Here is a 25,944-nt window from a genome sequence, read left to right on the forward strand (position 1 = left end):
AGACGCGAATGATCTTATAGAGAAAATTGAAGAATACATCGAGTATTACAACACCAAACGGATCAAGGCAAAACTAAAAGGCCTGACTCCGATTGAATATCGAAATCAGGCCTTACAAGCCGCTTAACAGAAATGTCCAACTTTATGGGGTCACTTCATATCTTTACGGGGCTTGGTTTAATACTGCTTTTTCTTAGTGACCGCGGGGTAACCAGATTAGAAGAACCCTAGCGGATCGACACTGTAACTGATCAGAAGGTTCTTCGTATTTTGGTAATGACCTAACATCATTTTGTGCGTTTCACGTCCAATACCAGATTTCTTATAACCACCGAACGCAGCGTGAGCTGGATACGCATGGTAACAGTTAATCCAAACACGGCCTGCTTCAATGTTACGACCCATGCGATATGCGAGGTTTTGATCGCGCGTCCAAACACCAGCACCTAAGCCGTACTCAGTGTCATTGGCAATCGCAAGCGCTTCTGCTTCGTCTTTGAAAGTCGTTATAGCAATAACAGGGCCAAAGATCTCTTCTTGGAAAACGCGCATCTTGTTGTGGCCTTCCAATAGTGTTGGTTGAATGTAGTAGCCTTGCTCAAGATCACCCTCTTGTTTCGCAGCATCACCACCAAAGACGACTCGCGCCCCCTCTTGACGACCGATTTCCAAGTAGCTCAAAATCTTATCGAATTGCTCTTGCGACGCTTGCGCGCCAACCTGGGTCTCAGTATCTAACGGGTTGCCTTGCTTAATTAACTTCGCTCGTTCAGCCACTTTAGCGACAAACTTGTCATAGACTGACTCGTGAACCAACACACGCGATGGACAGGTACACACTTCACCTTGGTTAAAGAAGCCCAAAAGCGTACCCTCGATACACTTATCGACAAATTCGTCCTCGTGATCAAACACATCTGGGAAGTAGATGTTCGGTGATTTACCACCCAACTCGACGGTTGAAGGGATCAGGTTATCGGCTGCACATTTTAGAATGTGGTTACCCACTTGCGTTGAACCTGTAAATGCCAGTTTAGCAATGCGATTACTGGTTGCCAGTGCCTGTCCCGCCTCTGAACCATAGCCGTTAACGACGTTGATAACACCCGGAGGAAGCAAATCAGCAATTTTTTCCATCAGAACCAAAATAGACGTTGGCGTTTGCTCTGCAGGTTTGAGCACCACACAACAACCCGCAGCAAGTGCCGGTGCTATTTTCCACGCCGCCATCAAGATTGGGAAGTTCCAAGGAATAATCTGACCTACCACACCAATTGGTTCTGGAAAGTGGTACGCGGCTGTTGTCTCATCAATTTCAGCGGCGCTGCCTTCCTGAGCTCGAATACAACCTGCAAAGTAACGGAAATGGTCGACAACAAGTGGAATGTCTGCTGCCAGTGTTTCACGGATCGGTTTACCGTTTTCCCATGTCTCCACCAACGCTAGCTCTTCAACGTGCTGTTCAAGACGATCTGCAATTTTTAAAAGAAGATTAGAACGCTCTGCAGCGCTGGTTTTCGCCCACTTTTCTCTGATGTTGTGTGCTGCATCCAATGCTAAATTGATATCTGCTTCACCTGAGCGAGCAACTTTACAATAAGGCTTTCCGTTGACTGGCGAAATATTGTCGAAGTACTCTCCACCTACCGGTTTCACCCACTCTCCACCGATAAAGTTGTCATAATGTGACTTGAAGTTCACGATGGCATTTTCACTACCTGGCTGTGCGTAAATCATAACTCTTCCTTTTGTTTCTCGTTCAGTTAGTGTTTGAAACACTTTGTTTTTTTGACAGTGTCATAGGTCACTGTTAACAAAGAGTAATACGCAAGTCACAGGCCAAGTAAGACAGACTTGTTGCTAATTAAATGTAACACTATGATTACCAAGCGATAACAATTTAAGTGAGTGTTGTTTGAATAGATGTATGGTGTGAACACCAGTGTTCAAGTGTTGCAAAATGGCACATGCTCACTGTGACAAAATGGTACAGTCATGGAACTTCAACATATTACCGATAACAACTGGCTCTCGACCTCTTGGCTCAGAAGCGAGCAAGCGGGTTTAAAACAGCGTCGACTACCAGAAGATGTCCGTGTCAACTCGGCGACACTTAAGGACAGACGTCACCAATTGAATTTTCTGCTGGATGCAGTAAAACAATTTGCGCTTCCCCTGTTTAACCAAATGTATGCTCACAGTAATAGTCGATTGATTCTGACTGATGCGGATGGGGTGATTATTGGCAGCTGGGGTAAGCCAAGGTTTAGAGAGAAACTTACAGAAATCGCGCTTAGTTCAGGAGCATGTTGGCAAGAAAAACTCAAAGGAACTAACGCCATCGGCACTGCACTGATTGAGGCCAAACCAGTCTCGGTAATTGGCGATCAACACTTTATTCAGCAACATCGTTTCATCAGTTGCTCTGCGAATCCTATATTCGACCACCTAGGCAGGCTCCTAGGGGTCTTGGACATTACGAGTGAGCAGGAAAAGCATGATCTGTCCACTCAAGTGTTAGTGCAGAATATGGTTCAGCTGGTCGAAAACCAGATGTTAAATCAGATCCCAAGTGGTCATATTAGAGTCGATTTAGCGTGCGATAAAAATCTATTAAACAGCGGCTGGCAAGGCATTATTATCGCCAACGAAGCAGGTGAAATTTTGGCACATAACCAAGTCGCATCGCAGTTACTCGATCGCAGCACGGTGGTAGGTCAATCATTAGAAGAAATTTTAGCTCATCAGAGTTCAGACCAACCTATCGTATTCAGAACGGAACCGCTCTCAAAAACAAAAATCCAGTCCCGATCCATCACTGCCTCTAATGATCTTCATTATGGCGACTCTAAAGTTGAACACTGTTGGCAACAAGCGAACCGAGTCATCGACAAAGACATTAGCTTGCTGATATTGGGCGAAACAGGTGTGGGTAAAAACGAGTTTGTAAAGGCTCTGCATAAAAATAGCCAGAGAAAAGGCGGCCCACTAGTAGCAGTCAACTGTGGTGCCTTGCCGAAAGACCTCATTGAGTCTGAACTGTTTGGCTATGTAGCGGGCGCCTTTACCGGAGCAAACAGCAAAGGCTATCAGGGTAAGATCCGTCAAGCGCATAAAGGCACTCTATTTCTCGATGAGATTGCTGACCTCCCCCTTGCTGCACAAAGCCGTCTGTTGCATGTTCTGCAAGACAAAACCGTACTTCCTGTTGGTTCCAATCAAAGCGTCCAGGTGGATTTACAAATTATTGCAGCAACCCATAAAGATCTCGAAGCATTGGTTGAACAAGGCGAGTTCCGACAAGACTTATATTACCGCCTGAACGGGTTAATCATCGAACTACCTCGTTTGGAAGAACGAGACGATAAGCAGAAGCTGATCGAGAGTCTTCACCGTCGTCATGCCGAACCAAATCAACAATTATGCCCTCACCTGTTATCTCTGTTGCTCTCTTATTCGTGGCCGGGCAACCTGCGAGAACTCGATAGCCTCATCAAAGTTTCTGCGCTAATGGCACAAGGTGAAGCGATGTTAGAGCTTGCTCATGTCCCAACTCATCTATCCAAAAAGCTCAGTCACAAACAAGAAAGCGCAAGTGCAGAACCCAGCACGGATATGCGAGCGACAGTAGAAGAAAAACTTGTGAAAACTTACCAAGCCAATCAAGGTAACATTAGTAAGACATCTCGTATGCTTGGTGTGAGCCGGAATACGATTTATCGGAAGCTGAAGAGTATGGGAATGATTAAATAAACAATCATCGTTATTGGTGGTTATGAAGGCGTTTAGAAGAGCACCCGCGATGGGCGCTCTTCCTTTTATAGTCTGGCGTTACAATCCACCAGCTTGTTGTGCCTGTTTGACCAATGCCTGACGTTGAGTTTCCTTTTCAGATACCACTTCCGTGTTCTTTTGTATATCCTGCTTCAACTTCGCAGGGTTGAAAACAAAGTACTTGTTAAGAGTCATCATTAGAACCTCAATTAATTGTATTTACCGCCTTATAACTCAAAATAAATCGTGCCAGTGAAAACGGTTTCCTCTGGTGACTTATTGTTGATATCGAAGATAAGGTGTTTCTAAAAGTTGGACATCCTCCATTTACGAGGATATTTCAGGCGTAGTTCAAGGGCTTACCTAATACTCTTTTCAGCATAAACGCCCCTGTGAGACGTTACGCAAGAACAGTTTTTATTACGTTTCTAAAAACAACCTATTGTCCCAAAAAGAAAAAATACATCTTCGCGCTAACGCGAAAAGGATGAGACGTAGCAAACAATGTGGTGTAGTTTTGGCCTGAGTTCGTCCTCAGATCAGCACAAATTTTGTCTACAGGTTCAACATTCCACCTTTTTTGAGAAATATTTAGCTGTTTTTTAGGCGCCAAACCAAAGAAATGGAGACAATCATTATGAAGTGAGACATCACTATTGTCTCTCCCCTTTAAACTTTGGGAGGCGTTATGAAAAGTAACAAGCTAGGTCATGTAATGTCATTCAGCAGAATGTTTTCTTTTATTGCGTTTCTGACCGCCACGTTTGCCTGGATTCTGAGCATGTACGCGCTCTTTACCGTTTCCGCCGCGGCTCTTATCGTCAGCGCAATCCTCTACTTGAAAGACAAGATTGCACACCCTAAAACTCACTCCAAAGGCAAAAGTGCCTGAAAACTCTGCCCTTGGTTTTTCCAACACAAAATGGATGCCACTTGGGCATCCATTTAGATTGTGTCGGTGTACTTAAAACGTATTAAACGTCGTAAGTTGTTGACGCTGTGTTGCCGCCTGTACCTGTCCAGTTAGTGTGGAAGAATTCACCACGCTCACGATCGATACGCTCATAAGTGTGAGCACCGAAGTAGTCACGTTGAGCTTGAAGTAGGTTAGCCGGCAGACGTGCTGTTGTGTAACCGTCTAGGAAAGTAAGCGCAGAAGTCGTACATGGCATTGGGATACCTGCTTCTAGAGACTTAGCTGCTACTTTACGCCATGCGACTATGCTGTTTTGTAGGATGCCTTTGAAGTAATCATCAGAACCTAGGAATGCTAGATCTGGGTTCGCTTCGTACGCATCACGGATGTTGCCTAGGAATGCAGAGCGGATGATACAACCACCACGCCACATTAGCGCAACGTTACCGTAGTTTAGGTCCCAGCCGTTCTCGTTAGACGCTTCGCGCATCAGCATAAAGCCTTGAGCGTAAGAGATGATCTTAGACGCTAGAAGAGCTTGACGCAGTGCATCAACCCATTCTTGCTTGTCGCCTTCAACTGGAGTGATTGTTTTACCGAACAGTTTTTCCGCTTCAACACGTTGCTCTTTCAGTGCAGACAGACAACGAGAGAATACAGATTCAGAGATTAGCGTTAGAGGAATGCCTAGGTCTAGCGCGTTGATACCAGTCCATTTACCAGTACCTTTTTGGCCAGCAGTGTCTAGGATCTTCTCTACTAGTGCTTCACCGTCTTCATCTTTGTAGCCAAGGATGTCAGCCGTGATTTCAACTAGGTAGCTGTCTAGCTCAGTTTTGTTCCAGTCAGCGAATACTGCTTGCATCTCGTCTGCAGACATACCAAGGCCGTCTTTCATGAACTGGTAAGCTTCCGTGATCAGCTGCATGTCGCCGTATTCGATGCCGTTGTGAACCATCTTAACGAAGTGACCTGCACCGTCGTTACCAACCCAATCACAACAAGGCTCGCCCGCGTCAGTTTTTGCTGAGATACCTTGGAAGATAGGCTTAACCGCTTCCCAAGCTTCAGCTGCGCCGCCAGGCATGATAGATGGACCAAAACGTGCACCTTCTTCACCACCAGACACACCAGTACCGATGAAGTGGATGCCTTTCTCACGTAGTGCTGCAACGCGACGGTTTGTATCTGGGTAGTTCGTGTTACCACCGTCGATGATGATGTCGCCTTTGTCTAGTAGAGGCACTAGAGCGTCGATGAACTTGTCTACCACGTCACCCGCGCGAACCATTAGCATCACTTTACGTGGCGTCTCTAGCTTTTCTACTAGCTCTTCAAGAGAGTATGCGCCAACGATGTTCGTGCCTTTTGCAGGGCCTTCTAGGAACTCGTCTACTTTTGCAGCCGTACGGTTGTGAGCCACAACTTTAAAGCCGTGGTCGTTCATGTTTAGGATAAGGTTCTGGCCCATTACTGCTAGGCCAATTACACCGATATCACCTTTCATTATTTCTCTCCAATTTTCTCTAATGGACGAGCGACCGTACTAGACGATTTTCGCCGCTGCATCTAAATCTAAGTACCACTCCGTTTCACCAGCTTTAGACTGGATTTTTGCTGCTGGGTAAGGCAGCTCGCTTGCCGGAGTGGTGTGAATTTCGTGAACGATTTCAACTTTACCTGAGCCTAGCACTAGGTAGCTGATTCGTTTTGCTGCTTCGAGCACTTTCGCGGTTTTAGACACACGAAGTTGACCAGACTCTGGATGAGATGCAACCAGAGATAAGTTCTCGTCTGCGTAGTTAGTCTGACCTGGGAACAAAGAAGCCGTGTGACCATCCGCACCAACGCCTAGCAGAATCCAGTCAAATACTGGAGTGCCGTTTTCACATGGGATAACGTCGGCCATCTCTTTTGCAAAACGTTCTGCTTCGCCCTGTGGGTCGTTTTCACCAAGAATGCGGTGGATGTTTTCCGCTGGAATGTTCACTTGGCTGAACAGCAATGCGTTTGCTTCGCCGTAGTTGCTCTCTGCATCATCTGGTGCGACACAGCGCTCGTCACCCCACCAAAAGTGAAGGTTTTGCCATTGAATTGACTCTGCGTACGCGGCGCTTGCTAGAAGCTTAAACAACATTTTTGGTGTGCTACCACCAGATAGTGAGATATGAACAGGTCGCCCTTGTTCGCTCAGCGCTTTCATGTCGTTGGCTAAGCTTTCCACAACCTGCTGTGCTGTGTTGAAGATCTTATGGTTGATCATAGTTCGCAGTAGTCCGTATCTGTTAAGTTTTTACAAGGGAAACGCCATGCGCGGTTGTCGCGTTGCAGCAAATCGTCTGCTTCTTTTGGTCCCCAAGTACCACACGCGTAACCAAACAGCGATTGTGGATCTTGCTTGAAGTCCAGAATTGGTTGCACGTACTGCCAGCACGCTTCAACCGCATCGCTACGTGCGAATAGTGTCGCGTCGCCGTTTAGTGAGTCAAGCAGCAGACGCTCGTAAGCGGTCAGCATTTGCGTTTCTTCTAGAGAAGTGTAGTGGAAGTTCATCTTCACTTCTTTGGCTTTAAAACCTGCACCTGGTTCTTTCAAACCAAAGCTCATCTGGATGCCTTCGTCTGGCTGAATTCGGATGATCAGTTTGTTTTCTGGTGCATTTTGGCCAAACACTGGGTGTGGTGTTGCTTTAAAGTGGATAACCACTTCTGTTACGCGTGTCGGCAGGCGTTTACCTGTACGTACGTAGAAAGGCACACCGTTCCAGCGCCAGTTGTTGATGTAGGCTTTCAGGCCGATGTAAGTCTCGGTACGGGAGTCATCCGCCACACCGCTTTCTTCACGGTAACCTGGTAGGTGTTGACCACGAACGTCAGAAGCCGTGTACTGACCTAACACTAGGTCGCTGCGTAGCGCTTGTTCGTCCAATGGTTTCAGACACTGAAGAACCTTAACCACTTCATCACGCATTGAATCCGCGTTGATTTGCGCTGGTGGCTCCATGCCAACCATTGCCAATACTTGAAGTAGGTGGTTTTGGAACATGTCGCGTACTGCGCCAGAGTTATCGTAGTAACCGCCACGCTCTTCTACACCAAGGAACTCCGCACCTGTGATTTCAACGTAATCAATGAAGTTACGGTTCCATAGCGGTTCAAACATCGCGTTTGAGAAACGGAACACCAACAGGTTTTGAACCGTTTCTTTACCCAAGTAGTGGTCAATACGGTAGATCTGGTGCTCTTGGAAATGCTCGTGGATTTCTTGGTCCAGTTTGCGCGCAGATTCAAGATCGTAACCGAAAGGCTTTTCAATGATCAGACGTTTCCAACCATCTTCTTCGTTGTTCAGTCCGTGCGCTGCAAGACTTGCCGGGATCACGCTGTATAAGCTTGGAGGGGTCGCTAGATAGAAAAGCGTATTACGCTGCTCTAGCTGGTATTCGTCGGCTAGCTGATCTAAACGAGTCACCAACTTGCCGTAATCTTGGGTGTCAGAGGTATTGATTGCTTGGTAGTGCAGATGGTTAATAAATGCATTAAGCGTTTCTGGCTCTGTTTTTTCCATCTCCTGAAGCGATTTCTTCAGCTTCTCACGATAAGATTCATCACTGTATTCAGTTCGACTTACGCCCAGAATCGTAAAGTTATCTGGAAGCTGCTTATTCGCATAAAGGTGGTATAAAGCAGGAATTAACTTACGGTATGTAAGGTCGCCTGAAGCACCAAAAATCACGATGCTGCTGTTTTCTGGTATTACCATCATCTTTCCCTTAAAAACGAGGTACTTATTGTGTGCCAGGATATGGCTAAAAGAATGAGCCTATCCTATCAACGGCACTTCAAAATAGAAAATTGCTCTTACCTATTACGTTGATAGGCAAGTCTACTTAGGCCCAAAGAACCTCAATAAGTCATGCTCATTAACCACATCAAAGCACGACTTGTTGAGGTCATTTAGGTCAAGGAGCCCTCCCGTTACATAGGTCAAGGAGAGTCCGACACGGTGCAGTATTGTCTACGACAATTTGATTTACATCAACACTTGCCAGTGCAAACGTTTAAATAAGTTGCAGAAAAACAATTAACTTATTGTATTTTATATATAAAAAAACTTAATTCAGATCTGCTTACAATTTGAGTTAAAACTCTACATTGAATGAAAAACATTCATTTAGTAATCAAACCAATAATAACAATATGCCTAACACAGGTAATTTTCATTCAACATTATTGATAATCATTCTCAATGAGAGATAATAACGTACATGTCTACACTCAACGAGAACGTAATGAACTCTGGCACACCCCGTACGCACCCCATTAATCGCATTCAGAATGTGCTTGATTACATACATAATAATCTGGAGTTACCGCTCAATGTCGACAACATCTCGCAACAAAGCTGTTGGTCACGCTGGCAGCTACAACGTGTGTTTCAGCAACATACTGGCATGTCGGTAGCTCATTACGTTAGAGAACTAAAGTTAAGCTTTGCAGCCGAACGACTGATAAACAGTGCCGAACGCTCACTGGATATAGCAATTGAACTCGGCTTTACATCGGAAAATGCCTTCAGCCGAGCTTTCAAACAAATGTTTTCGCTGAGTCCAAGGGAATATCGCCAGAAGCGGCAATTGTATGGCGTAAGGCAACCTTTCGTCTTGCTGCCGGTATCTGAGGCTTCAAAGTTAAGTGCGCGTTTCGCTGACGTCAAAATTGAAACAAAACCGGCGTTTAGCCTCAAAGGCGTTCACCATCCCATCAATGGTTTATTCTCCTCCGAGCCCGATTTTCAATCGACAGTGCCGAGACTCTGGACAAGACTTGGGTCTATTGAGAAGAGCCTAGATCAACGCGCTTATCTAGGTGTCATCGATGTAGCCAACGCTCATGCAGGTAACTCTCAACTTGAGTATTGGGCGGGTTACCAATTAGAAACAGAAGCATCATCGACATCCAGTAATGATGCTCTCACTCAACTGGAAACGTTGTTGGTTCCGCAACAAAGCTACGCGGTCATCACCCACTCTGGCAGAATCTCCAAACTAGCTGAGACTCTGGAATGGTTTATCCTACATTGGCTGCCCAACTCTAACTATCGTAGTCTCGACGGTTACGAGCTGGAAATTTATCCTCAAGATTATCAACCCGAGAGTGAGAATGCTCAGATGCAATACTGGCTCCCGGTAAAATCGATAAGCTCAAAATGAATCCGCCCTAAAACTTGTATCTTCAAAGCTATATTTGCACCAAATTGTTAACTTTTCGCATTCCCCACTCTATAAAATACAAATAGCAATCATTATCAAATAATAACTAAGTAGTGGAACTCATATGAAAAGCTCCGTTAGATTTCAACGCTCAGTACTTGCTGCCGTTGTTTCTGCATTTGTCTCAGGGTCAGTCATTGCCGATGAAGACCAATCTCAATACGAAACCATCACTGTACTTGGTGAAACCTATCGAAACACAGCAACAAAATCGGCGCTCGATCCAGAAGAAACGCCCCAGGCGATTACTGTTCTAACTAAAGAAGAGATGGATTTACGTGGTGTCAGTACCGTGGGTGAGGCGTTACGCTATGCTTCGGGCGTAAATACGGAATTACGCGGTGGTGCCGTCTCCCGTCTCGATCTGTTTAATATTCGTGGTTTCATCAACTACACCAACTTTTATGATGGCCTGCCACTGCTGTACAACGGCTGGAATCTTCAGCCACAAATTGATGCGGTTGCCTTAGAGCAGATAGAGGTGTTCAAAGGACCTACATCAGTACTGTACGGAAACATCCCACCAGGTGGCATGGTGAATATCATTGCTAAAACACCACAATCAGAACCTGCGAATAAAATCGCCATCAGCACTGGTTCGAATCATCTGAAAGAGTTGAATGTCGATACAACTGGTCAGTTGGGCGATTCTAACCTGGATTACCGCCTAGTTGGTCTGGCGAAACAACGCGACGGACAGGCTGATACTTCAGAGGATGAACGTTATGTATTTGCACCTTCAGTTAATTGGCAAGCGACGGAAGATACGCTTGTAAACGTGAATGTGTATTACCAAAATGATCCGTCGGCTGGCATCTATACCACCGTTCCAGCATCGGGTTCTGCGTCAAATAATCCGTTGGGTTCAATGTCTCCGAATACGTATTTAGGCGATGAGAACTGGAACACATATGAGCGTGAAGTGCTGATGGTGGGATACAAAATTCAACATGATTTCAATCGTAACTGGCAATTTTTGCAAAACGCCCGCTACATGAATGCAGACGCCTACCAAGAAAATACCTATAACAGTGCCCTAGCTGATGACAACCGTACCATTGGGCGTAACGCTTACCTCACAGACGAAGAATCAATGTCATTTGTTATCGACAACCAATTGTCTGGTTTTATCAAAACAGGTAATTGGGAGCACAACCTACTGCTTGGATTAGACTATCAATACCTAGAATCTGATGTGAGATATAAAGACACGCTCGATTACTCGCTGGCACAGGACATTTTTAATCCAGACCACAACCAAATTGATAAAAACTCTCTTAATTTCCAATATCAACAAGATCTTGATATCAAAACCAAACAGATCGGTGTCTATTTCCAGAACCAAGTACGCTACGACAAACTGGTGATGATTGCGGGCCTACGTTGGGATAAATACGAGTCAGACACCGATACCGTCAGTGACTACCTTGGCTCGGTATCCAACAGTAAAGAAGAGCTGGATGACACCAATGTTTCGTTCCGTGTTGGCGGATTATACGAACTGGATTTCGGTGTATCACCTTATCTCACCTACTCCGAAAGTTTCGAACCTATTGCTGGAGCCGATGCAAATGGCAACGCATTTGAGCCATCAACGGGGCATCAGTGGGAACTTGGCTTTAAATACGCGCCCTGGGAAAGTAATGTCTCAGGCAACTTAGCACTATTTCATATCACCAAGAAAAACACTATCTTGACCGATCCGAATAACCCTTACGCGCCAAATTATCAGGCAGGCGAAGTGGTCTCCCAAGGTGCAGAGTTAGAAACAAAATGGCAGGCAACGCCACAAGCAGACTTGACGCTTAATTACACCTACATTGACATGGAGATCACTGAAGACAGCTATTACAACCAAGAAGGTAAAAGTCCGGTCTGGGTTCCGGAACAAATGGCATCGTTGTGGGCGAACTACTACTTTGAAGGCGTACTGACTGGGCTTCAAACCAGCGCAGGAGTTCGTTACGTAGGTGAGTCGAAAATGGATGCACAGAATAGTGAAAAAGTCCCTGACTATACATTGGTCGATGCATCGGCAAGCTATGACTTTTCTTCCGTATCCAAATCACTCGAGGGTGCATCGGTCACACTATCAGCATCGAATCTGTTTGATAAAGAGTACTACTCTTGCTATGACAAAAGTAACTGCTGGTTTGGCGCAGAACGCTCTGTCGAAGCGAAGTTAGAGTATAACTTTTAATTAGCCGACAATGTTTCGACTGAAAGTAACAAAAAACGGTGGCCTTCAACGCCACCGTTTTCAGAGCTCTAACTGGTCTGATAAAGTTACCTTGTCACTTTCTTATAGCAGCGTTCAGGGCGTCCGACCGTGCCATAACTTAAATCCGCTTCTAATTCACCAGAGCTAATTAAGTATTCCAAATATCGTCTTGCAGTGGTTCGGCTCGCTCCGATCTTTTCTCCGGCCTCATCCGCAGTGAGCATTTCTCCGCCCGGGAACAGGTCTCGGATTTTATCCAGTGTTACACTATCAATCCCTTTCGGCAGACGCTTTGCTCCTGTGTCAGCAATACTGTTCGATTGAAACATCTTATCGACCAGATTCTGATCCAGGCTACCTGCGACATCAAATCGCTCACGCTGCGAAAGGTACTTTTTCAGTGCTACTTCTAACCTCGGAAACATGATCGGTTTTAGCAGATAGTCGACGACACCACCACGCATAGCTGTTTGCAGTGTATCGACGTCTCTTGCAGCGGTAATCAAAATCACGTCGCAAGTTTGATTTTTAGCTCGCAACGTGTTGAGGATCTCCAGCCCCGTCCCATCTGGAAGGTAAACATCCATCAGCAATAAATCGGGTTTGAGTATCTCCAGTTGCATTTCTGCTTCCATTCGCGTTGTCGCTATGCCCACCACCTCTAAGCCAGGCAATTGGCTTAGGTATTTGTGGTGGAGTTCTGCAATAGCGAGATCATCTTCGATGATCATTACACGCGTCGCCGTCTTCATATTTGTTCTTCCTTAGGCAAATACACGGTTATTCTCGTTCCATATTGCGTATTCGGCAGCATCTCAACATGACCGTGATAGCGTGTGGCGAGTTGATTGACCAAGTGCAACCCCACACCCCGATTATGGAGCGCTTTTGTTGAAATGCCCTTTTTGAAAAGTGTTTGTGGTTCAATGTTGTCTGGCAGCCCACACCCCTGATCGCTGACTTCCATGATCACTTCGTTACCGTAGTCACTCAGCGATACCTCAATATCTCGGCGTTCAATTGCGACCGTAGATTCGTCACAAATCGCCGATAATGTTGCATCAAAAGCGTTGTCAATTAAGTTACCCAAAATGGTCACCATATCCTCTGCGTTCAACCATTCAGGGAGTGGCTCTAGCCGGCTGCCTTCTTCCACAACGAGATTTAAACCGAGCTCACGAGCACGCTCTGTTTTTCCCAATAACATACCAGCAATCAGAGGGTCTTTTATTGTGTCGCGTAAAAACTCGATCATCGCTTGATAATGCGCGGTTTCTTGCCCTATCAGTTTTTGCACGGCGTCAAGCTCCCCCATCTGGACAAGCCCGCTAATGGTGTTGAGCTTATTTCTGTGCTCATGCGTTTGCGAACGTAACAGTTCCGAGTATTCCTTGGTCTGAGATAACTGCTCTGTTAGCTCACTGATTTCGTCACGTAATCGAAAACTGGATACCGCACCTACCACTTTTCCGTCAACGTATATTGGGGAGCGATTGGCAATTAAGCGTTTGTGATTGAGGTAAATTTCAATGTCGTGATCTTCTTGACCCGTTTCAAGCACGGTATATAAATCACTATCACGTAATGTGTCTGTTAACGGTTTATTAAGTGCCGTTTCTCTATCTATCCCTAATATCTGACACGCGCTGCGGTTTATCGAACGCAGGATGCCTTGAGAGTCAATGCTTAAAATCCCTTCTTTTATGGTTCCCATTGTGACTTCGAGTTCACCATACAAACGGCCAATTTCTTCAGGTTCAAAACCCAGAATGGCACGTTGAAACTTTCTTGAGGCATAGTTAGAAACCACGGCATTTGCGATAACCACGATAATTACCATCAGGATTAAGAAAGTTAAGAAAGGCTCGATGCGATCTTGTAACCGCTCGAGCAAATAACCTACCGACACGACCCCAATTACTTGGCCTTCATCATCAATTATCGCGGCTTTGCCTCGAATCGAGTAACCTAATGAACCTTTTGCCGTAGATATATATGACTTGCCCTCGTCAAGCGCTCGTTGGTTATCACCACCTTTCATTGGCTTCCCTACCCGCTCATCAATAGGGTGGATCACACGTATCCCTTGACGGTCGCCAATGACAATAAATGCCGCACCGATAGCTTGAGTCAGCTCGCGAAAACGATCTTGATAAGGCTCTGGATCATCACTCTCAATGATTTCACGCACGATCTCGGAGTTTGCTAAAAATTGGGCGACACCGAGTGCTTTCTCACCCATTTCTTGCTCTTGGTTTACTTTTAGGTACGTGACCCCTGCAGCGACAAGCAGCAGCAACTCAATGAGACCAGAAAGTGTCATAATAATGAGCATTCGTTTACGAAAGCTAATGGTGCTCCAACTCACTATTCACTCCTCATCAACACCTTCCAAGCCACATAAGTTAACATTGAGTTAACAGTCAGACTGTTCTCAGATAGCAAATCTGTGAACAACACAAACAAACAGCAAAGTTTGTGGTCAAATAATGGTCGACATAAAAGAGTTGAGGGCAATCACTCACCCCAAAATGGTCAACCACTTTATACCAAACAGCACACATTGTACTCACTCTAAAACATGACTTTGATCACATCAATTTAGGCGATTTTTAAAGCGACGCCCTACTTTAAAGCGTATAATTTTTAGTCAGGAAGGCCGAACAGAGCCTCTCACTAATAAAGCAGTGAAACCGGAAGTCTATAAAGAGCTCAACATAATTGTCAGTAAATTCGAAAAAAATTATTAAAAGAAATACTGCGATATGACAAATAGTTAGGACACCCTCTGATAACTAAAAAACGATAAACAGAGGTGTATTTATAGTTAGAAGGAACACTAAATAATGGAACGTGATAACTTTGGAATTTGTCTTAATAAGGCGATGCTGTCAGAAAATATGTCTTCAACTTTCACGCATGTTCGTGCTTACGAAAAAAATGAAGGTAGCGCTTCAGAACTTAAAGTTCTGCTGTCATTCCCTCAAATGAGTGGTAAGGATCTATTGAATACAATTTGTGGCTCTCGCCATTTAGAGTGGAGAGCCGAGTTCCACTGCCCTTACCAAAAATAAAGTTGTGCTAAGGCGTCTGGCGATAAGCATTAACCGGACGTCTTTGTAGCCCGACTTTCTCGTTTCAACCACTTAACAACAAACCATTATTCCTCTATATTAGAGCTAATACTCTACAACAAAGCAGCCACTATGAAACAAACTGGAAAGTTTTGGGTACTTGCTCTCATCAGTAGCTCTATTTCCATTCCCTGTCATTCCACTCCTATAACGTTAGACAGTGCATGGCAAATGCTGTTAGAAAACAACTACTCTCTGAAAGCGCAACGTTCTAATGTGGAAAGTTATCAGTATCAAGAGGAAGCAACAGGCAATCTTAATCTGCCACAAATTTCTCTCGGTGCAAACTATACGCGTTTGGATACTGACGTGACCCTATCCGGAAAACAGATCTTTGACAGCACAGGGGCAGAACTTGTGGTTCCTCCAGTCTTTCAAAACCTATTAGGCTCGTTAGCAAACACCACTTCGACCATTACCGAGCGTGACATTTTTTCCTCTTCTATTCGCGCAATCTGGCCTATATTTACGGGCGGTCGTATCTCAGCCGCACAGACCGCGGCAGAAGGAAAAACCGACGAAGCGAAAAGCCAACTGGCGATGGAACAACAAGCTCGATTTGAAGATCTATCGAAATACTATTTTTCTGTCGTGCTCGCAAAAGAAGTTCTCGCCACGCGTCAGGCGGTAGAACAAGGCTTGAGAAAACACCGGGATTTCGCGATTAAGCTGGAAGAACAAGGACAAATCGCTCGTGTGGAACGTTTGCAAGCGGAAGCCTCACTCGACAAAGCTTCGGTAGAAACGCGCAAAGCAGTAAGTGATCTAACCATTGCCGAGGCGGCGCTGGGCAAACTACTCACACAGGAACAGTCTGTTGAGCCAGCCGAGACCTTATTCATTAACCAAAACCTCCCACCGCTAACTGCATTTATTGATCAAACGTTACTTACCTACCCGGGCTTAGATCTGCTCGATGCTAAAGACAAACAAGCACGAAGTTTAATTAAAGCGGAACAAGGAAAGTATTATCCGGAAGTCTATTTATACGGTGATTACACCTTATACGAAGACGATTCCCTTGCCAGCCAACTCAAGCCAGATTGGTTAGTCGGCGTTGGTGTAAGTGTCCCATTGATTGAATCCACAGGCCGAAGTGAAAAAACCAAAGCCGCTCAAAGCATGGTTTCGCGAGTTGATGCGTTAAAGTCTCAGGCGAAACAAGACTTATCGCTGTTGGTTCAGAAAACCTATCTGGAAGCACAGCAAGCGATTGATGAAGTGCAAGGGCTGGAATCGAGTATCGCGCTTGCAAACGAAAATCTGCTTCTACGGGAAAAAGCGTTTACCCAAGGCCTGTCTTCTTCTCTCGATGTGGTTGATGCACAGCTCTATGTCGCCAATATAGAAACTCAACGTTCGGCAGCAAGATTCCGCTATCTTATCTCTTTGACCAAGTTACTGGCATTAAGTAGCGAAATTGACAGTTTCCAACATTATCAAAACACCGCCTATACCCCTGTTTCAACTTATCAAGAGATTAGATAAACCATGGCAGCAAAATCATTAAAACCCGTTTTATTATCACTGTGTGCTTTAGGTGTTGCCTCATGGGTTGGTTTTCAGTTTTATCAGGCGTATCAGCCAAAACCCATTCGCCTACAAGGTATGATCGAAGCGCAGCAGTACAGTATTTCTTCAAAGGTGCCCGGCCGTATTGATCAAGTTATGGTACGTAAAGGGGATGACGTAGAAAAAGGCCAGCTTATTTTCACGCTTCATAGCCCAGAAATAGCAGCAAAATTAGAACAAGCCAAAGCGGGAGAAAAAGCGGCAGATGCCCTGGCGCAAGAAGCAGAAAAAGGGGCTCGCGAACAGCAAATCCAAGCGGCAAAAGATCAATGGTTAAAAGCTCAAGCTGCGGCGAATCTAATGGAGAAGACGTATAACCGAGTCAATAATCTGTACAAAGACGGGGTCGTTGCTGAGCAAAAACGTGATGAAGCGTTAACGCAATGGCAGGCAGCTAAATACACAGAAAGTGCGGCTTTCCAAATGTACGAAATGGCGAAGGAAGGTGCACGCAGTGAAACCAAAGTCGCTGCGGCAGAAAAAGCGCGCATGGCGTCTGGTGCGGTTGCTGAGGTGGAAGCTTACGCGAAAGACACGCAAATTCACAGCTGGTTTAAAGGCGAAGTTTCTCAAGTTCTACTGCAAAGTGGCGAGCTTGCACCACAAGGGTTTCCTGTCGTTACGGTTATAGATACGCAAGACGCGTGGGCAACGCTTAATGTACGTGAAGATCTTTTGCAGTACTTCAGCGAAGACTCAACGTTTCTTGCCTACTTACCCGCTTTGGATAAGAAAGTAGAATTTAAAGTGACGCATGTTGCGGTAATGGGTGACTTCGCCACGTGGCGCGCAACAGACTCTGCTCAAGGATTTGATTTACGTACTTTCGAAGTCGAAGCGAGACCAGTTCAGCAAGAGCCTAATTTGCGCATGGGCATGAGTGTTGTGGTTGAACTCTGAATGAATACATCTGAACATTGGCAACTACGGTTTACGCTATGACGATAGAGATTTCACAACGGCATATATTACGGCGCGATAAGTGGTTATTTTCTTGCCTCACTTGGGTTCCTATTTTACTCGCGTTGACCATTTGGGGAGTCTTCTCTGCTGGCATTGCACGCGATTTGCCCATCGGTATCGTGGACATGCAGCACTCTCAACTTTCACGCAAATTAATCCAGTCCTTCGATGCCTCTCCAACTTTGTCCGTGGATTACCATTACGTCAGTGCGACCGAGGCAAAAAATGCCATGATTGAAGGTGACATTTACGCTTACGCGGTCATTCCTCCTCAATTCGATCAAGACATTTTGCAGCATCGTCAGCCCCAGCTATCGGTGTTTTTTAACAGCCAATATATTCTGGTTGCGAAGTTAATTAATTCCGCGGTTGCACAAGCGCAAGGCCATTTTGATGCTCAGTTGCAAACCATGGGCAACCTTGCGAAAGGCGATACCACAGCAATTTCTGCTATCGGGCAGGCTGTGCCTGTTTCTACCCAAATTACGGCACTTTTTAATCGTAATACCAATTACGCTCAGTTTCTGGTGACGGCGATCGTGCCCGCTATTTGGCAGATTTGTATCGTGGTCAGTACGATTTTAATTCTTGGCGCTCATTTTCGTATTTATGGCGACAAAAGTGGGTTTCAGTTTCTGGGCGAAAAACCCTTCTTAAGACTGGCTTCTATTCTAGGCTCTTACATCCCCGTGTTTATGGTGCAAGGTGTACTGTTTATCTACTGGTTTTACGTTTTGCTGGGCTGGCCAATGGAAGGCAGTATAATTGTTGTATTACTGGCGCAACTGGTGACTGTTATCGCCTGTATTATTATGGGTGCACTGTTTTTCTTTCTGTCTATGGATCCTGCTCGCGCGATGAGTTTCGCAGGTGCGTTTACTGCGCCAAGTTTTGCCTTTATGGGGATCACTTTTCCGGTGACAGACATGAATACGCTCGCGACGGCCTGGCGCTCCTTATTACCAATCAGTCATTACATTGAAGTTCAAGTGAGCCAGGCAAGCTACGGCGTGCCAGCCGCTCAATCACTGAACTCACTATGGACAATGGTCGGCTACGCAGTGCCTTTGCTTGTAACCGCTGCGTTGATTAACAAGCACCGAAATACAGCACGCCTTAACCATAATCAGGAGGTCATATGACACTCTGGCAACTGATTAAAGCGGAAATCCGCTCGGTATTGACCAACCCTGTAGTGACACTGACCGTTTTTGGTGGCGTGGTATTTTACTCATTCCTCTACCCTCTGCCCTACACACAGCAAACCCCTCGTGAGCAGCCGATTGCCGTCGTTAATCTGGATGGAAGCCAGACCAGTCTGAAATTAGAGCGTATGGTTGATGCAACACCTCAGGTAAAAATTGTATCTAGGTTACATACCATCGAAGACGCCAAACAAGCCTTTTTGAGCCGCGACATCACTGGTTTTTTAGTGATTCCTGAGCACTTCTATAGAGATTTGATGCTAGGTAAAAGCCCTACTCTAGCCTATGCTGCCGACGCGTCTTACTTTTTGGTGTATGGCACAGTCGTAGAAGGTCTAGCACAGGCTGGTGGGACGCTAGGCGCGCAGGTAAAAGTCAGTAAGCTGGTGATTGAAGGTGTACCTTTGAGTATGGCCAGCCATAACTACTCGGCGATAAAACTCAATATGAAACCGACCTTTAACCCCACCATGGGTTATATCGAGTACGTGGTACCTGCGGTATTCGTTCTGATTCTACAACAAACATTAATCATGGCGGTTGGGTTACAAACAGGATCACAGCGTCATGGACGAGGTTACTGGTCACAAGTATCGACCACTTCATTACTACTGGTGCGGACGCTTATCTTTGTCGCGATTTATTTTCTGCTAAGTGCGTATTATTTTGGCGCTAGCTTTGAACGGTTAAGCGTTAATCACATCGCTCAGGCGACTGAACTGCTTACCTTGCTCGTACCGTTTCTTTTAAGCTGCTGTGGTTTGGGGTTCTGGCTTGGTTACCTTTTACCACGAAGAGAGTTGGTTACCTTAGTCGTACTGGTAAGTTCAATGCCGCTTATCTTCCTTGCTGGATTCATTTGGCCAGTAGAATCCATTCCGGCCCCCCTACTTTGGATAGCAGACTTAAGCCCGAGCACTTGGGCAATCAAGGGCTTTCTCGCTTTAAATCAAATGGGGGCAACATGGCAACAAGTGGCTAAGCACTGGACCGCCCTGTGGCTGCTTACTCTGTTCTGGGGAGGTATCGCGTATTGGATAGCAAGACGTAACTCCAGACCTGTTGTGACAGAAAGTTTAAGCTAATGGGTGAATAAGCAAACGTACACAGCCCGTCTCTTATCGTTCAATTAAGCAGCTTTTCCATAGCCGAATTAAACACAGTAAAGTAGAAACAACAAAGGAGCCCAAAAAGGCTCCCTTTGTATCACGGCTTGTTGAGTAATTGACTTACGCTACGTCTTCTATTGATTCAGCGCTTTCCACTGGTTCGAAGAACTCATCATGCAGCGCACAAATTGCTCGCTGATACTCTTTATCACCCACAACGAATTGAACGTTCACATTACGTAGTGATGAGTGTAAAGCAACTGGAGTAACACCACTGTTCATTAGCGCTAGTACACCTTTGGCCAACGTTTTGTTGGTGTCGATATGAGAGCCAATCGCTGAAATCAATGCCACCATACGCCCTTTGATTGACGCTTTCGGGTAACATTTTTCCGCTTTATACAGAACTTTGTTCAAGCTATCCGCGCTACCGCCAAGGTAGTAAGTAATCGAGTTAGCGTTCATTTCTTTACCAACTAACGTAACGCGTGCATCAGAGATGATTTCCATCAACTCATAGCTTACGTTGTCCACCTTGCCGACCATCGCTTGATCAAACAGATGCAACGCAAACACTTTCTGCTTACCAGCAATGATCTCCACTTTGTCTTCCTCTGGACGGTAACTAGAAGAAATCAAAGTACCTTCATGTTCAGGCTCAAATGTGTTTTTAATCTGCAGTTCGATACCACTTTCACGCAAACCCGCAGCAGCATTAGGGTGGATAGCTTCCATTCCCAGGTTAGCCAACTGGTCAGCTACGTCGTAGTTAGTGCTACCAATTGGCAATACTTTCTCAGGGCCAACGACGCGTGGGTCAGCAGAACTCAAGTGGTATTCTTTATGGATGATCGCTAAATCCGCTTTCGTGATCGAAGCGACACGACTGAAAGTCATCTCACTGTAGCCGCGGTCATAGGTATGCATTAAGCCTTCTTTACAATATGCATAACCGGTAACAATAGGCAGTTCTTTTGTTACGTCGATGTTCGCGAACGCTTCACTAATCGATTCATCAAGAGTTTGTGGCTCTGTCGTATCCCAGCCAGACAAATCAACGAACTTCGCGTTAATGCCCATATTTTTCAGTTTCAATGCGGTGTTGTAAGCACTGTGCGCTTCACCAATTGAAGAAAGAAACTCGCGGATTTGAGGCAAGTAGTGACGCAGTGAAAACTGGCCGTACTGACAAGTCTCCAGGATATTAGCGATACAGTTTTTCGCTTCTGAGATACGAGATCGAATGAACTTATCCGCTCGCATTCGATTCATTGGATCGGCGAAAATATTCTCGTTTGTCAGTAACATACGGTTTTCTACGTATGCCAACGCTTCTTCCCATGTGTCGTCGCGCTTAGCAACCAGTTGGTATACGCCCGCTTTGCTGGTTTTTTTACATTCTAATAGCGCGTCAGTCATACCACCGTAAGCCGATACAACGAAAACTCGGTTGTATGGTGTTTTGGGACGAAGAATAATATTGTCTAGAACAGCATCAAATGCTGTCATTGAAGTACCGCCGATTTTTTCTACGGTAAAAGTCATGATAAGCCTTTTTTGATTGGTAACTTAAAAGTAATAAAGAAGAGAGAATTGAAATGTGAGGTGGAAACCCACCTCACAGTGACTATTTCGCTTTAGTCAACAAGAGGATACACGCCGTTCTCATCGTGTACTTCAGCACCTGTGATAGGTGGGTTAAATACGCACGCCATTACCATTTCTTTGTTTTTATATGCTCTTAGGTAGTGCTCGTCGTTTTTATCCAGAATGTACAGTGTACCTGGTTTAATTGGATAGGTTTCACCACCTACCACTTCAATTTCACCTTCACCACTCATACAAAAAACAGATTCTAGGTGGTTTTTGTAGTGGATGTGTGTTTCCGTGCCTTCGTAAATAGTCGTGATATGGAAAGAGAAACCCATCTTGTCGTCTTTCAACAACATACGGACACTTTCCCAAGTATCTGAAACTACACGTCGCTCACTGTTGCGACACTCTTCGAGTGTTCTAACAATCATTATTAATTTTCCTTATTAAGATGCTTGTTTGAAGTGTTTTGCAGCAATGGTTTCTACTGCATTTTCAAAAATGCTTAGTCCTTGATCGAGCTCTGACTCACTAATCGTTAGTGGACAGAAGAATTTAACGACTTCGTCGTCAGGACCAGCAGTCTCGATGACCATGCCACTGTCAAAACACGATTTAGCAATTTCTGATGCCAGGTCACCACTGTTACACTCGATACCAACCATCATGCCGCGCCCTTTTTTCTTCACGAACATTTGTGGGAATCGACGTACACAACGTTCAATAACGTTACTTACACTTTCTGAACACTGCTTAATATGCGTTTCAAAGTCGTCGTTCGCCCAGTAAATTTCAAGCGCTTTAGCGGCAGTAATAAATGCGTGGTTGTTACCTCGGAAAGTACCGTTGTGCTCGCCTGGTTTCCATTGGTCAAGCTCTGGTTTCAGAAGCACGACCGCCATTGGCAAACCGTAACCACCAATAGATTTTGACAAGGTTACGATATCTGGCTGAATGCCTGATGGCTCAAAACTAAAGAACGTACCCGTACGTCCACAACCAGCCTGAATATCATCGACAATCATAAGAATGTCGTTTGCTTTACAAATTTTGCTTAGACGTTGTAGCCACTCGTTTGAAGCGACATTCAAGCCGCCCTCACCCTGCACTGTTTCAAGAAGTACAGCGGCAGGCTTGTCCATACCAGCTGAGTTGTCGTTAAGCATCGTTTCAAACAGAGCCAAACCATCAACGCCTGCGTAACCTTCAAACGGAATACGAGACACGTTGTGTAGGCTAGAACCATTACCTTGTCTGTGGTGCTGGTTACCTGTTGCCGCCAATGCGCCAGCTGTACAACCGTGGAAGCCATTGGTGAAAGCGACAATGCTGCTTCGGCCCGTCACTTTTTTCGCTAGCTTGAGTGCAGCTTCCACTGCGTTTGTACCAGTAGGCCCAGTGAACTGAACTTTGTAATCCAGTTTTCTTGGCTTAAGAATGTAGTTGTCCAGCGCTTCAAGAAACGTTGCTTTCGCTTCTGAGTGCATATCCAGACCATGTGTAATGCCGTCCATTTCAATGTACTCAAGTAATGCTTGCTTAAGTACAGGGTTGTTATGGCCGTAATTTAGAGATCCCGCTCCAGCAAGGAAGTCTAAATAGCGTTCGCCCTGTTCTGTTTCCAGCCAGCAACCTTTCGCTTTGCGAAATACGACTGGAAAGTTGTTTGAATATGAGCGTACGTTGGATTCCTGCTTTTTGAAAATATCCATGATGAGACCGTTTTTTAATTCCTATAGTTAGAGGATTATTTTAGGGGAATTCGATACAAGTACTCTGTATCGTGTTTGCCTTTAAAGTGGGCATCTTCATCCAAAAATGTGCTTACTTGGCCAGAATTGCCGTTCATCGCATCTAACTTTTTGAATAAAGCCCAAGAGGCTTTGTTGTCTTCCGTGATAGTCGTTTCTACCATTTTCACGCTACTCAGGCCTTCTCTGGTAAGAAGCTCTTTTAGCATGCGAAACGCTAAACCGTGACCTCTGTAACGAGGTGAAACTGCAACCTGCCAGACAAATAACACTTCTGGTTCGTCTGGTTTCTGATAACCCGATATGAAACCGGCGATATCTTTATTGCATTCAACCAGAATACTGGTTTTACTAAAATGTGTTGACTGAAGGAAATTGCAATAAGAAGAGTTCATATCTAACGGCGGACAGTCAGCAATTAAGCTGTAGATGTCGTCACCATCAGAGATCTTAGGTTCACGAAAAATCCATTTGTTTCTTGTTTCCTCTTCAATCTCTGGATAGAGGACCCAAGGTGCTGATGTGATCATGTGAAAATTCATATCCTTTGAGGTCTAATTAATTTCGCTATTATTATGGGCATTTCTCGCCACTAAAAATCAAATATTCGTGGATTATATCCGCATTTATGTGACACGAATCACACTTTTAAGCCATTTAACCATACATTAAAATATTTGAGTTCTAATCTTATCCAGAAGCTGTTAGTAACGCGGAACACGGTAAATTAGCAAATATAATTTTGAGCGCTCTCTATTTTTCGGGAGAAAATAAAGCCTATCAATGAACGAAGGTGCTCTTTTTGGCTCCTTCATCCCATCAAGCACTCAAATTGGTTCCTAGCTAATCAATTGATCTAAGTTTACAAACAATTCTCGTCACCATTTTACTAGTGGATGTATCTCAACTCTTACACATGCACCAGCCATTCGGCGTCTAAACATTTGACCTCTAAATTTATATCTGAGGCGGAATCGCTCAAAAATTGGTTGCGATGCATACACATTATCTACACAAAAATGTCTAATAAACTTCAAAATTAATTTACTCTCGCGTTAAGGACTAAATAAACCACAACAAAAAAGACTTAAGCATCTGTATTTATTAATATATATTAATATAGGCACATTACTGGCAATCACCTCAATACAGGTGGAACCAAAATCACATTTGCACCTAGTTCGTTGATATTTTTTCAAAAATTAATTAGAGTACAAAACGTTAGATACAAAAAAGGACGATTACATGGACCCCATACTGGAAGTTAAGGGACTTTATAAAGTGTTTGGTGAAAACCCAGAGCGTGCTTTCTCACTTATCGACAAAGGTGTCGATAAAGATGACATCTTCGAGCAAACTGGTTTAACGGTCGGTGTAAATGATGTTTCTCTTTCCATCAACGAAGGTGAGATTTTCGTAATTATGGGTCTTTCTGGCTCAGGTAAATCCACTCTTGTCCGCCTCCTAAACAGACTGATTGAACCAACCAAAGGGAGTGTCTACCTTAAAGGTGAAGATATCGCCCACATCTCTGAAGATGCACTAAGAAAAGTTCGCAGAAACAATATCTCAATGGTATTCCAAAGCTTTGCACTAATGCCGCACATGACGGTGATTGAAAACGCAGCGTTTGGTCTTGAGCTCGCGGGCGTTGGTGTGGAAGAACGTCATGCCAGTGCGCTCTCCGCTCTTGAACGAGTAGGGCTTGACCCTTATGCAGAGTCTTTTCCGGATGAATTATCGGGTGGTATGAAGCAGCGAGTTGGCCTGGCTAGAGCCCTTGCCTGTGACCCTGATATTCTCCTGATGGACGAGGCTTTCTCTGCCCTTGACCCATTAATTCGAACTGAAATGCAAGATGAGCTTATCCGTTTACAGAACGACGATAAGCGGACGATTGTGTTCATTTCTCACGATCTTGACGAAGCGATGCGAATCGGTGACCGAATTGCGATCATGCAAAATGGTGCGGTTGTTCAAGTCGGTACACCAGATGAAATCCTTCACAATCCTGCAAATGATTATGTCGAGGCCTTCTTCCGCGGCGTAAACATAGCAAGTGTTTTGACGGTTAAAGATATCGCTCGTAAAAAACCGGCGGCCGTCTTTAAAAAATCGGATAACGACGGTCCGGGCTCTGCAATGCAGATACTCATGGACCATGATCGTGAATACGGTATCGTCATAGACAAATCCAGCCGCTACTCCGGCATTGTTTCCCTTGAGTCATTGCGTTCAGCACACAAAGAGAACCGTTCTTTGTCCAGTGCACAGCTAGAAAACGATGTCACGCTCCAACCACACCAATCCATTAACGATATTCTGGGCGTGGTTGCAGACGTTCCTTATGCAGTACCCGTTGTAGATGAACAAGGTACCTACTTTGGCGTCGTGACTAAATCACGTCTTCTGCAAACACTAGACAAGGAGTAAG

General features: G+C 45.0%; 22 protein-coding genes. 11 read left to right on the forward strand and 11 right to left on the reverse strand.

All coding sequences use genetic code 11. The features are described from left to right. On the forward strand, positions 1–127 hold a 127-nt coding region (locus tag L3V31_RS14995), incomplete at its 5' end, for an IS3 family transposase (protein ID WP_237317272.1). An 89-nt stretch (positions 128–216) separates the two neighbouring features. On the opposite strand, the gene L3V31_RS15000 is transcribed toward L3V31_RS14995, so the two are convergent. Then, complete coding sequence (locus tag L3V31_RS15000; RefSeq protein WP_237316994.1) at positions 217–1,737, reverse strand: aldehyde dehydrogenase family protein; 1,521 nt, start codon at positions 1,735–1,737, stop codon at positions 217–219. 258 nt (positions 1,738–1,995) lie between these two features. Here L3V31_RS15000 and L3V31_RS15005 point away from each other — a divergent pair, with 258 nt between their 5' ends. Continuing rightward, a complete protein-coding gene (locus L3V31_RS15005) occupies positions 1,996–3,753 on the forward strand; it encodes a sigma-54-dependent Fis family transcriptional regulator (protein WP_237316996.1) in 1,758 nt (585 codons plus the stop codon). Positions 3,754–3,831: 78 nt separating this feature from the next. Here L3V31_RS15005 and L3V31_RS15010 read toward each other — a convergent pair whose 3' ends face one another. Beyond that, positions 3,832–3,972: a hypothetical protein gene (locus tag L3V31_RS15010; protein ID WP_237317284.1), complete on the reverse strand. Its 141-nt coding sequence runs from the start codon at positions 3,970–3,972 to the stop codon at positions 3,832–3,834. 490 nt (positions 3,973–4,462) lie between these two features. Here L3V31_RS15010 and L3V31_RS15015 point away from each other — a divergent pair, with 490 nt between their 5' ends. After that, a complete protein-coding gene (locus L3V31_RS15015) occupies positions 4,463–4,666 on the forward strand; it encodes a hypothetical protein (RefSeq protein WP_237316998.1) in 204 nt (67 codons plus the stop codon). 82 nt (positions 4,667–4,748) lie between these two features. Here the strand turns inward: L3V31_RS15015 and gnd are convergent, their stop codons facing one another. The 3 genes from gnd to zwf are packed head-to-tail and all read right to left on the reverse strand — an operon-like array spanning position 4,749 to position 8,452. After that, positions 4,749–6,197 carry a decarboxylating NADP(+)-dependent phosphogluconate dehydrogenase gene (gene gnd, locus L3V31_RS15020; RefSeq protein ID WP_237317001.1) on the reverse strand — a complete coding sequence of 483 codons (1,449 nt, stop codon included), beginning with the start codon at positions 6,195–6,197 and terminating at the stop codon, positions 4,749–4,751. Positions 6,198–6,236: 39 nt separating this feature from the next. Then, on the reverse strand, positions 6,237–6,953 hold the full coding sequence (gene pgl / locus L3V31_RS15025) for a 6-phosphogluconolactonase (protein ID WP_237317003.1): 717 nt from the start codon (positions 6,951–6,953) through the stop codon (positions 6,237–6,239). After that, entirely contained in the window at positions 6,950–8,452 is a 1,503-nt protein-coding gene (zwf, locus tag L3V31_RS15030; protein WP_237317005.1) for a glucose-6-phosphate dehydrogenase, read from the reverse strand. The genes pgl and zwf overlap by 4 nt, the downstream gene beginning before the upstream one ends. A gap of 529 nt (positions 8,453–8,981) precedes the next feature. Here zwf and L3V31_RS15035 point away from each other — a divergent pair. Both L3V31_RS15035 and L3V31_RS15040 read left to right on the forward strand, forming a co-directional pair. Beyond that, a complete protein-coding gene (locus tag L3V31_RS15035; protein WP_237317007.1) occupies positions 8,982–9,902 on the forward strand; it encodes an AraC family transcriptional regulator in 921 nt (306 codons plus the stop codon). A 124-nt stretch (positions 9,903–10,026) separates the two neighbouring features. Next, a complete protein-coding gene (locus L3V31_RS15040) occupies positions 10,027–12,162 on the forward strand; it encodes a TonB-dependent siderophore receptor (protein WP_237317008.1) in 2,136 nt (711 codons plus the stop codon). Positions 12,163–12,248: 86 nt separating this feature from the next. Here L3V31_RS15040 and L3V31_RS15045 read toward each other — a convergent pair whose 3' ends face one another. Together L3V31_RS15045 and L3V31_RS15050 are read right to left on the reverse strand one after the other, a co-directional pair. After that, complete coding sequence (locus tag L3V31_RS15045) at positions 12,249–12,935, reverse strand: response regulator (RefSeq protein WP_237317010.1); 687 nt, start codon at positions 12,933–12,935, stop codon at positions 12,249–12,251. Continuing rightward, positions 12,932–14,551 (reverse strand): sensor histidine kinase, encoded by a 1,620-nt coding sequence (locus L3V31_RS15050; protein WP_237317012.1) that lies wholly within the window; start codon positions 14,549–14,551, stop codon positions 12,932–12,934. The genes L3V31_RS15045 and L3V31_RS15050 overlap by 4 nt, the downstream gene beginning before the upstream one ends. Before the next feature lie 478 nt (positions 14,552–15,029). On the opposite strand from L3V31_RS15050, the gene L3V31_RS15055 reads away from it, so the two are divergent. The 5 genes from L3V31_RS15055 (at position 15,030) to L3V31_RS15075 (ending at position 20,142) form a co-directional block, all read left to right on the forward strand. Further along, positions 15,030–15,257, forward strand: coding sequence for a hypothetical protein (locus L3V31_RS15055; RefSeq protein WP_237317014.1), 228 nt, complete (start codon positions 15,030–15,032; stop codon positions 15,255–15,257). A 132-nt stretch (positions 15,258–15,389) separates the two neighbouring features. Beyond that, complete coding sequence (locus L3V31_RS15060; RefSeq protein ID WP_237317016.1) at positions 15,390–16,805, forward strand: TolC family protein; 1,416 nt, start codon at positions 15,390–15,392, stop codon at positions 16,803–16,805. Between the two features lie 3 nt (positions 16,806–16,808). After that, on the forward strand, positions 16,809–17,789 hold the full coding sequence (locus L3V31_RS15065; protein ID WP_237317018.1) for an efflux RND transporter periplasmic adaptor subunit: 981 nt from the start codon (positions 16,809–16,811) through the stop codon (positions 17,787–17,789). Between the two features lie 38 nt (positions 17,790–17,827). Then, positions 17,828–18,994: an ABC transporter permease gene (locus tag L3V31_RS15070; RefSeq protein ID WP_237317020.1), complete on the forward strand. Its 1,167-nt coding sequence runs from the start codon at positions 17,828–17,830 to the stop codon at positions 18,992–18,994. Next, complete coding sequence (locus L3V31_RS15075; protein WP_237317022.1) at positions 18,991–20,142, forward strand: ABC transporter permease; 1,152 nt, start codon at positions 18,991–18,993, stop codon at positions 20,140–20,142. The genes L3V31_RS15070 and L3V31_RS15075 overlap by 4 nt, the downstream gene beginning before the upstream one ends. Positions 20,143–20,286: 144 nt before the next feature. Here L3V31_RS15075 and L3V31_RS15080 read toward each other — a convergent pair whose 3' ends face one another. From L3V31_RS15080 to ectA, 4 genes are all read right to left on the reverse strand, one after another. Continuing rightward, entirely contained in the window at positions 20,287–21,711 is a 1,425-nt protein-coding gene (locus L3V31_RS15080) for an aspartate kinase (RefSeq protein WP_237317024.1), read from the reverse strand. A 92-nt stretch (positions 21,712–21,803) separates the two neighbouring features. After that, positions 21,804–22,190 carry an ectoine synthase gene (locus L3V31_RS15085; RefSeq protein WP_020336355.1) on the reverse strand — a complete coding sequence of 129 codons (387 nt, stop codon included), beginning with the start codon at positions 22,188–22,190 and terminating at the stop codon, positions 21,804–21,806. Positions 22,191–22,205: 15 nt separating this feature from the next. Then, positions 22,206–23,471, reverse strand: a complete 1,266-nt coding sequence (gene ectB, locus L3V31_RS15090; protein WP_237317026.1) for a diaminobutyrate--2-oxoglutarate transaminase — start codon at positions 23,469–23,471, stop codon at positions 22,206–22,208. A 35-nt stretch (positions 23,472–23,506) separates the two neighbouring features. Continuing rightward, positions 23,507–24,040, reverse strand: coding sequence for a diaminobutyrate acetyltransferase (ectA, locus tag L3V31_RS15095; protein ID WP_237317028.1), 534 nt, complete (start codon positions 24,038–24,040; stop codon positions 23,507–23,509). 715 nt (positions 24,041–24,755) lie between these two features. Between ectA and proV the strand changes: the two genes are divergently transcribed. Further along, the gene (gene proV / locus L3V31_RS15100) at positions 24,756–25,943 is read left to right on the forward strand and encodes a glycine betaine/L-proline ABC transporter ATP-binding protein ProV (protein ID WP_237317030.1); all 1,188 of its coding nucleotides are present in this window, start codon (positions 24,756–24,758) and stop codon (positions 25,941–25,943) included. Position 25,944 lies beyond the last annotated feature (1 nt).

This window comes from Vibrio sp. J1-1, assembly GCF_021728395.1.
Lineage (GTDB): Bacteria > Pseudomonadota > Gammaproteobacteria > Enterobacterales > Vibrionaceae > Vibrio.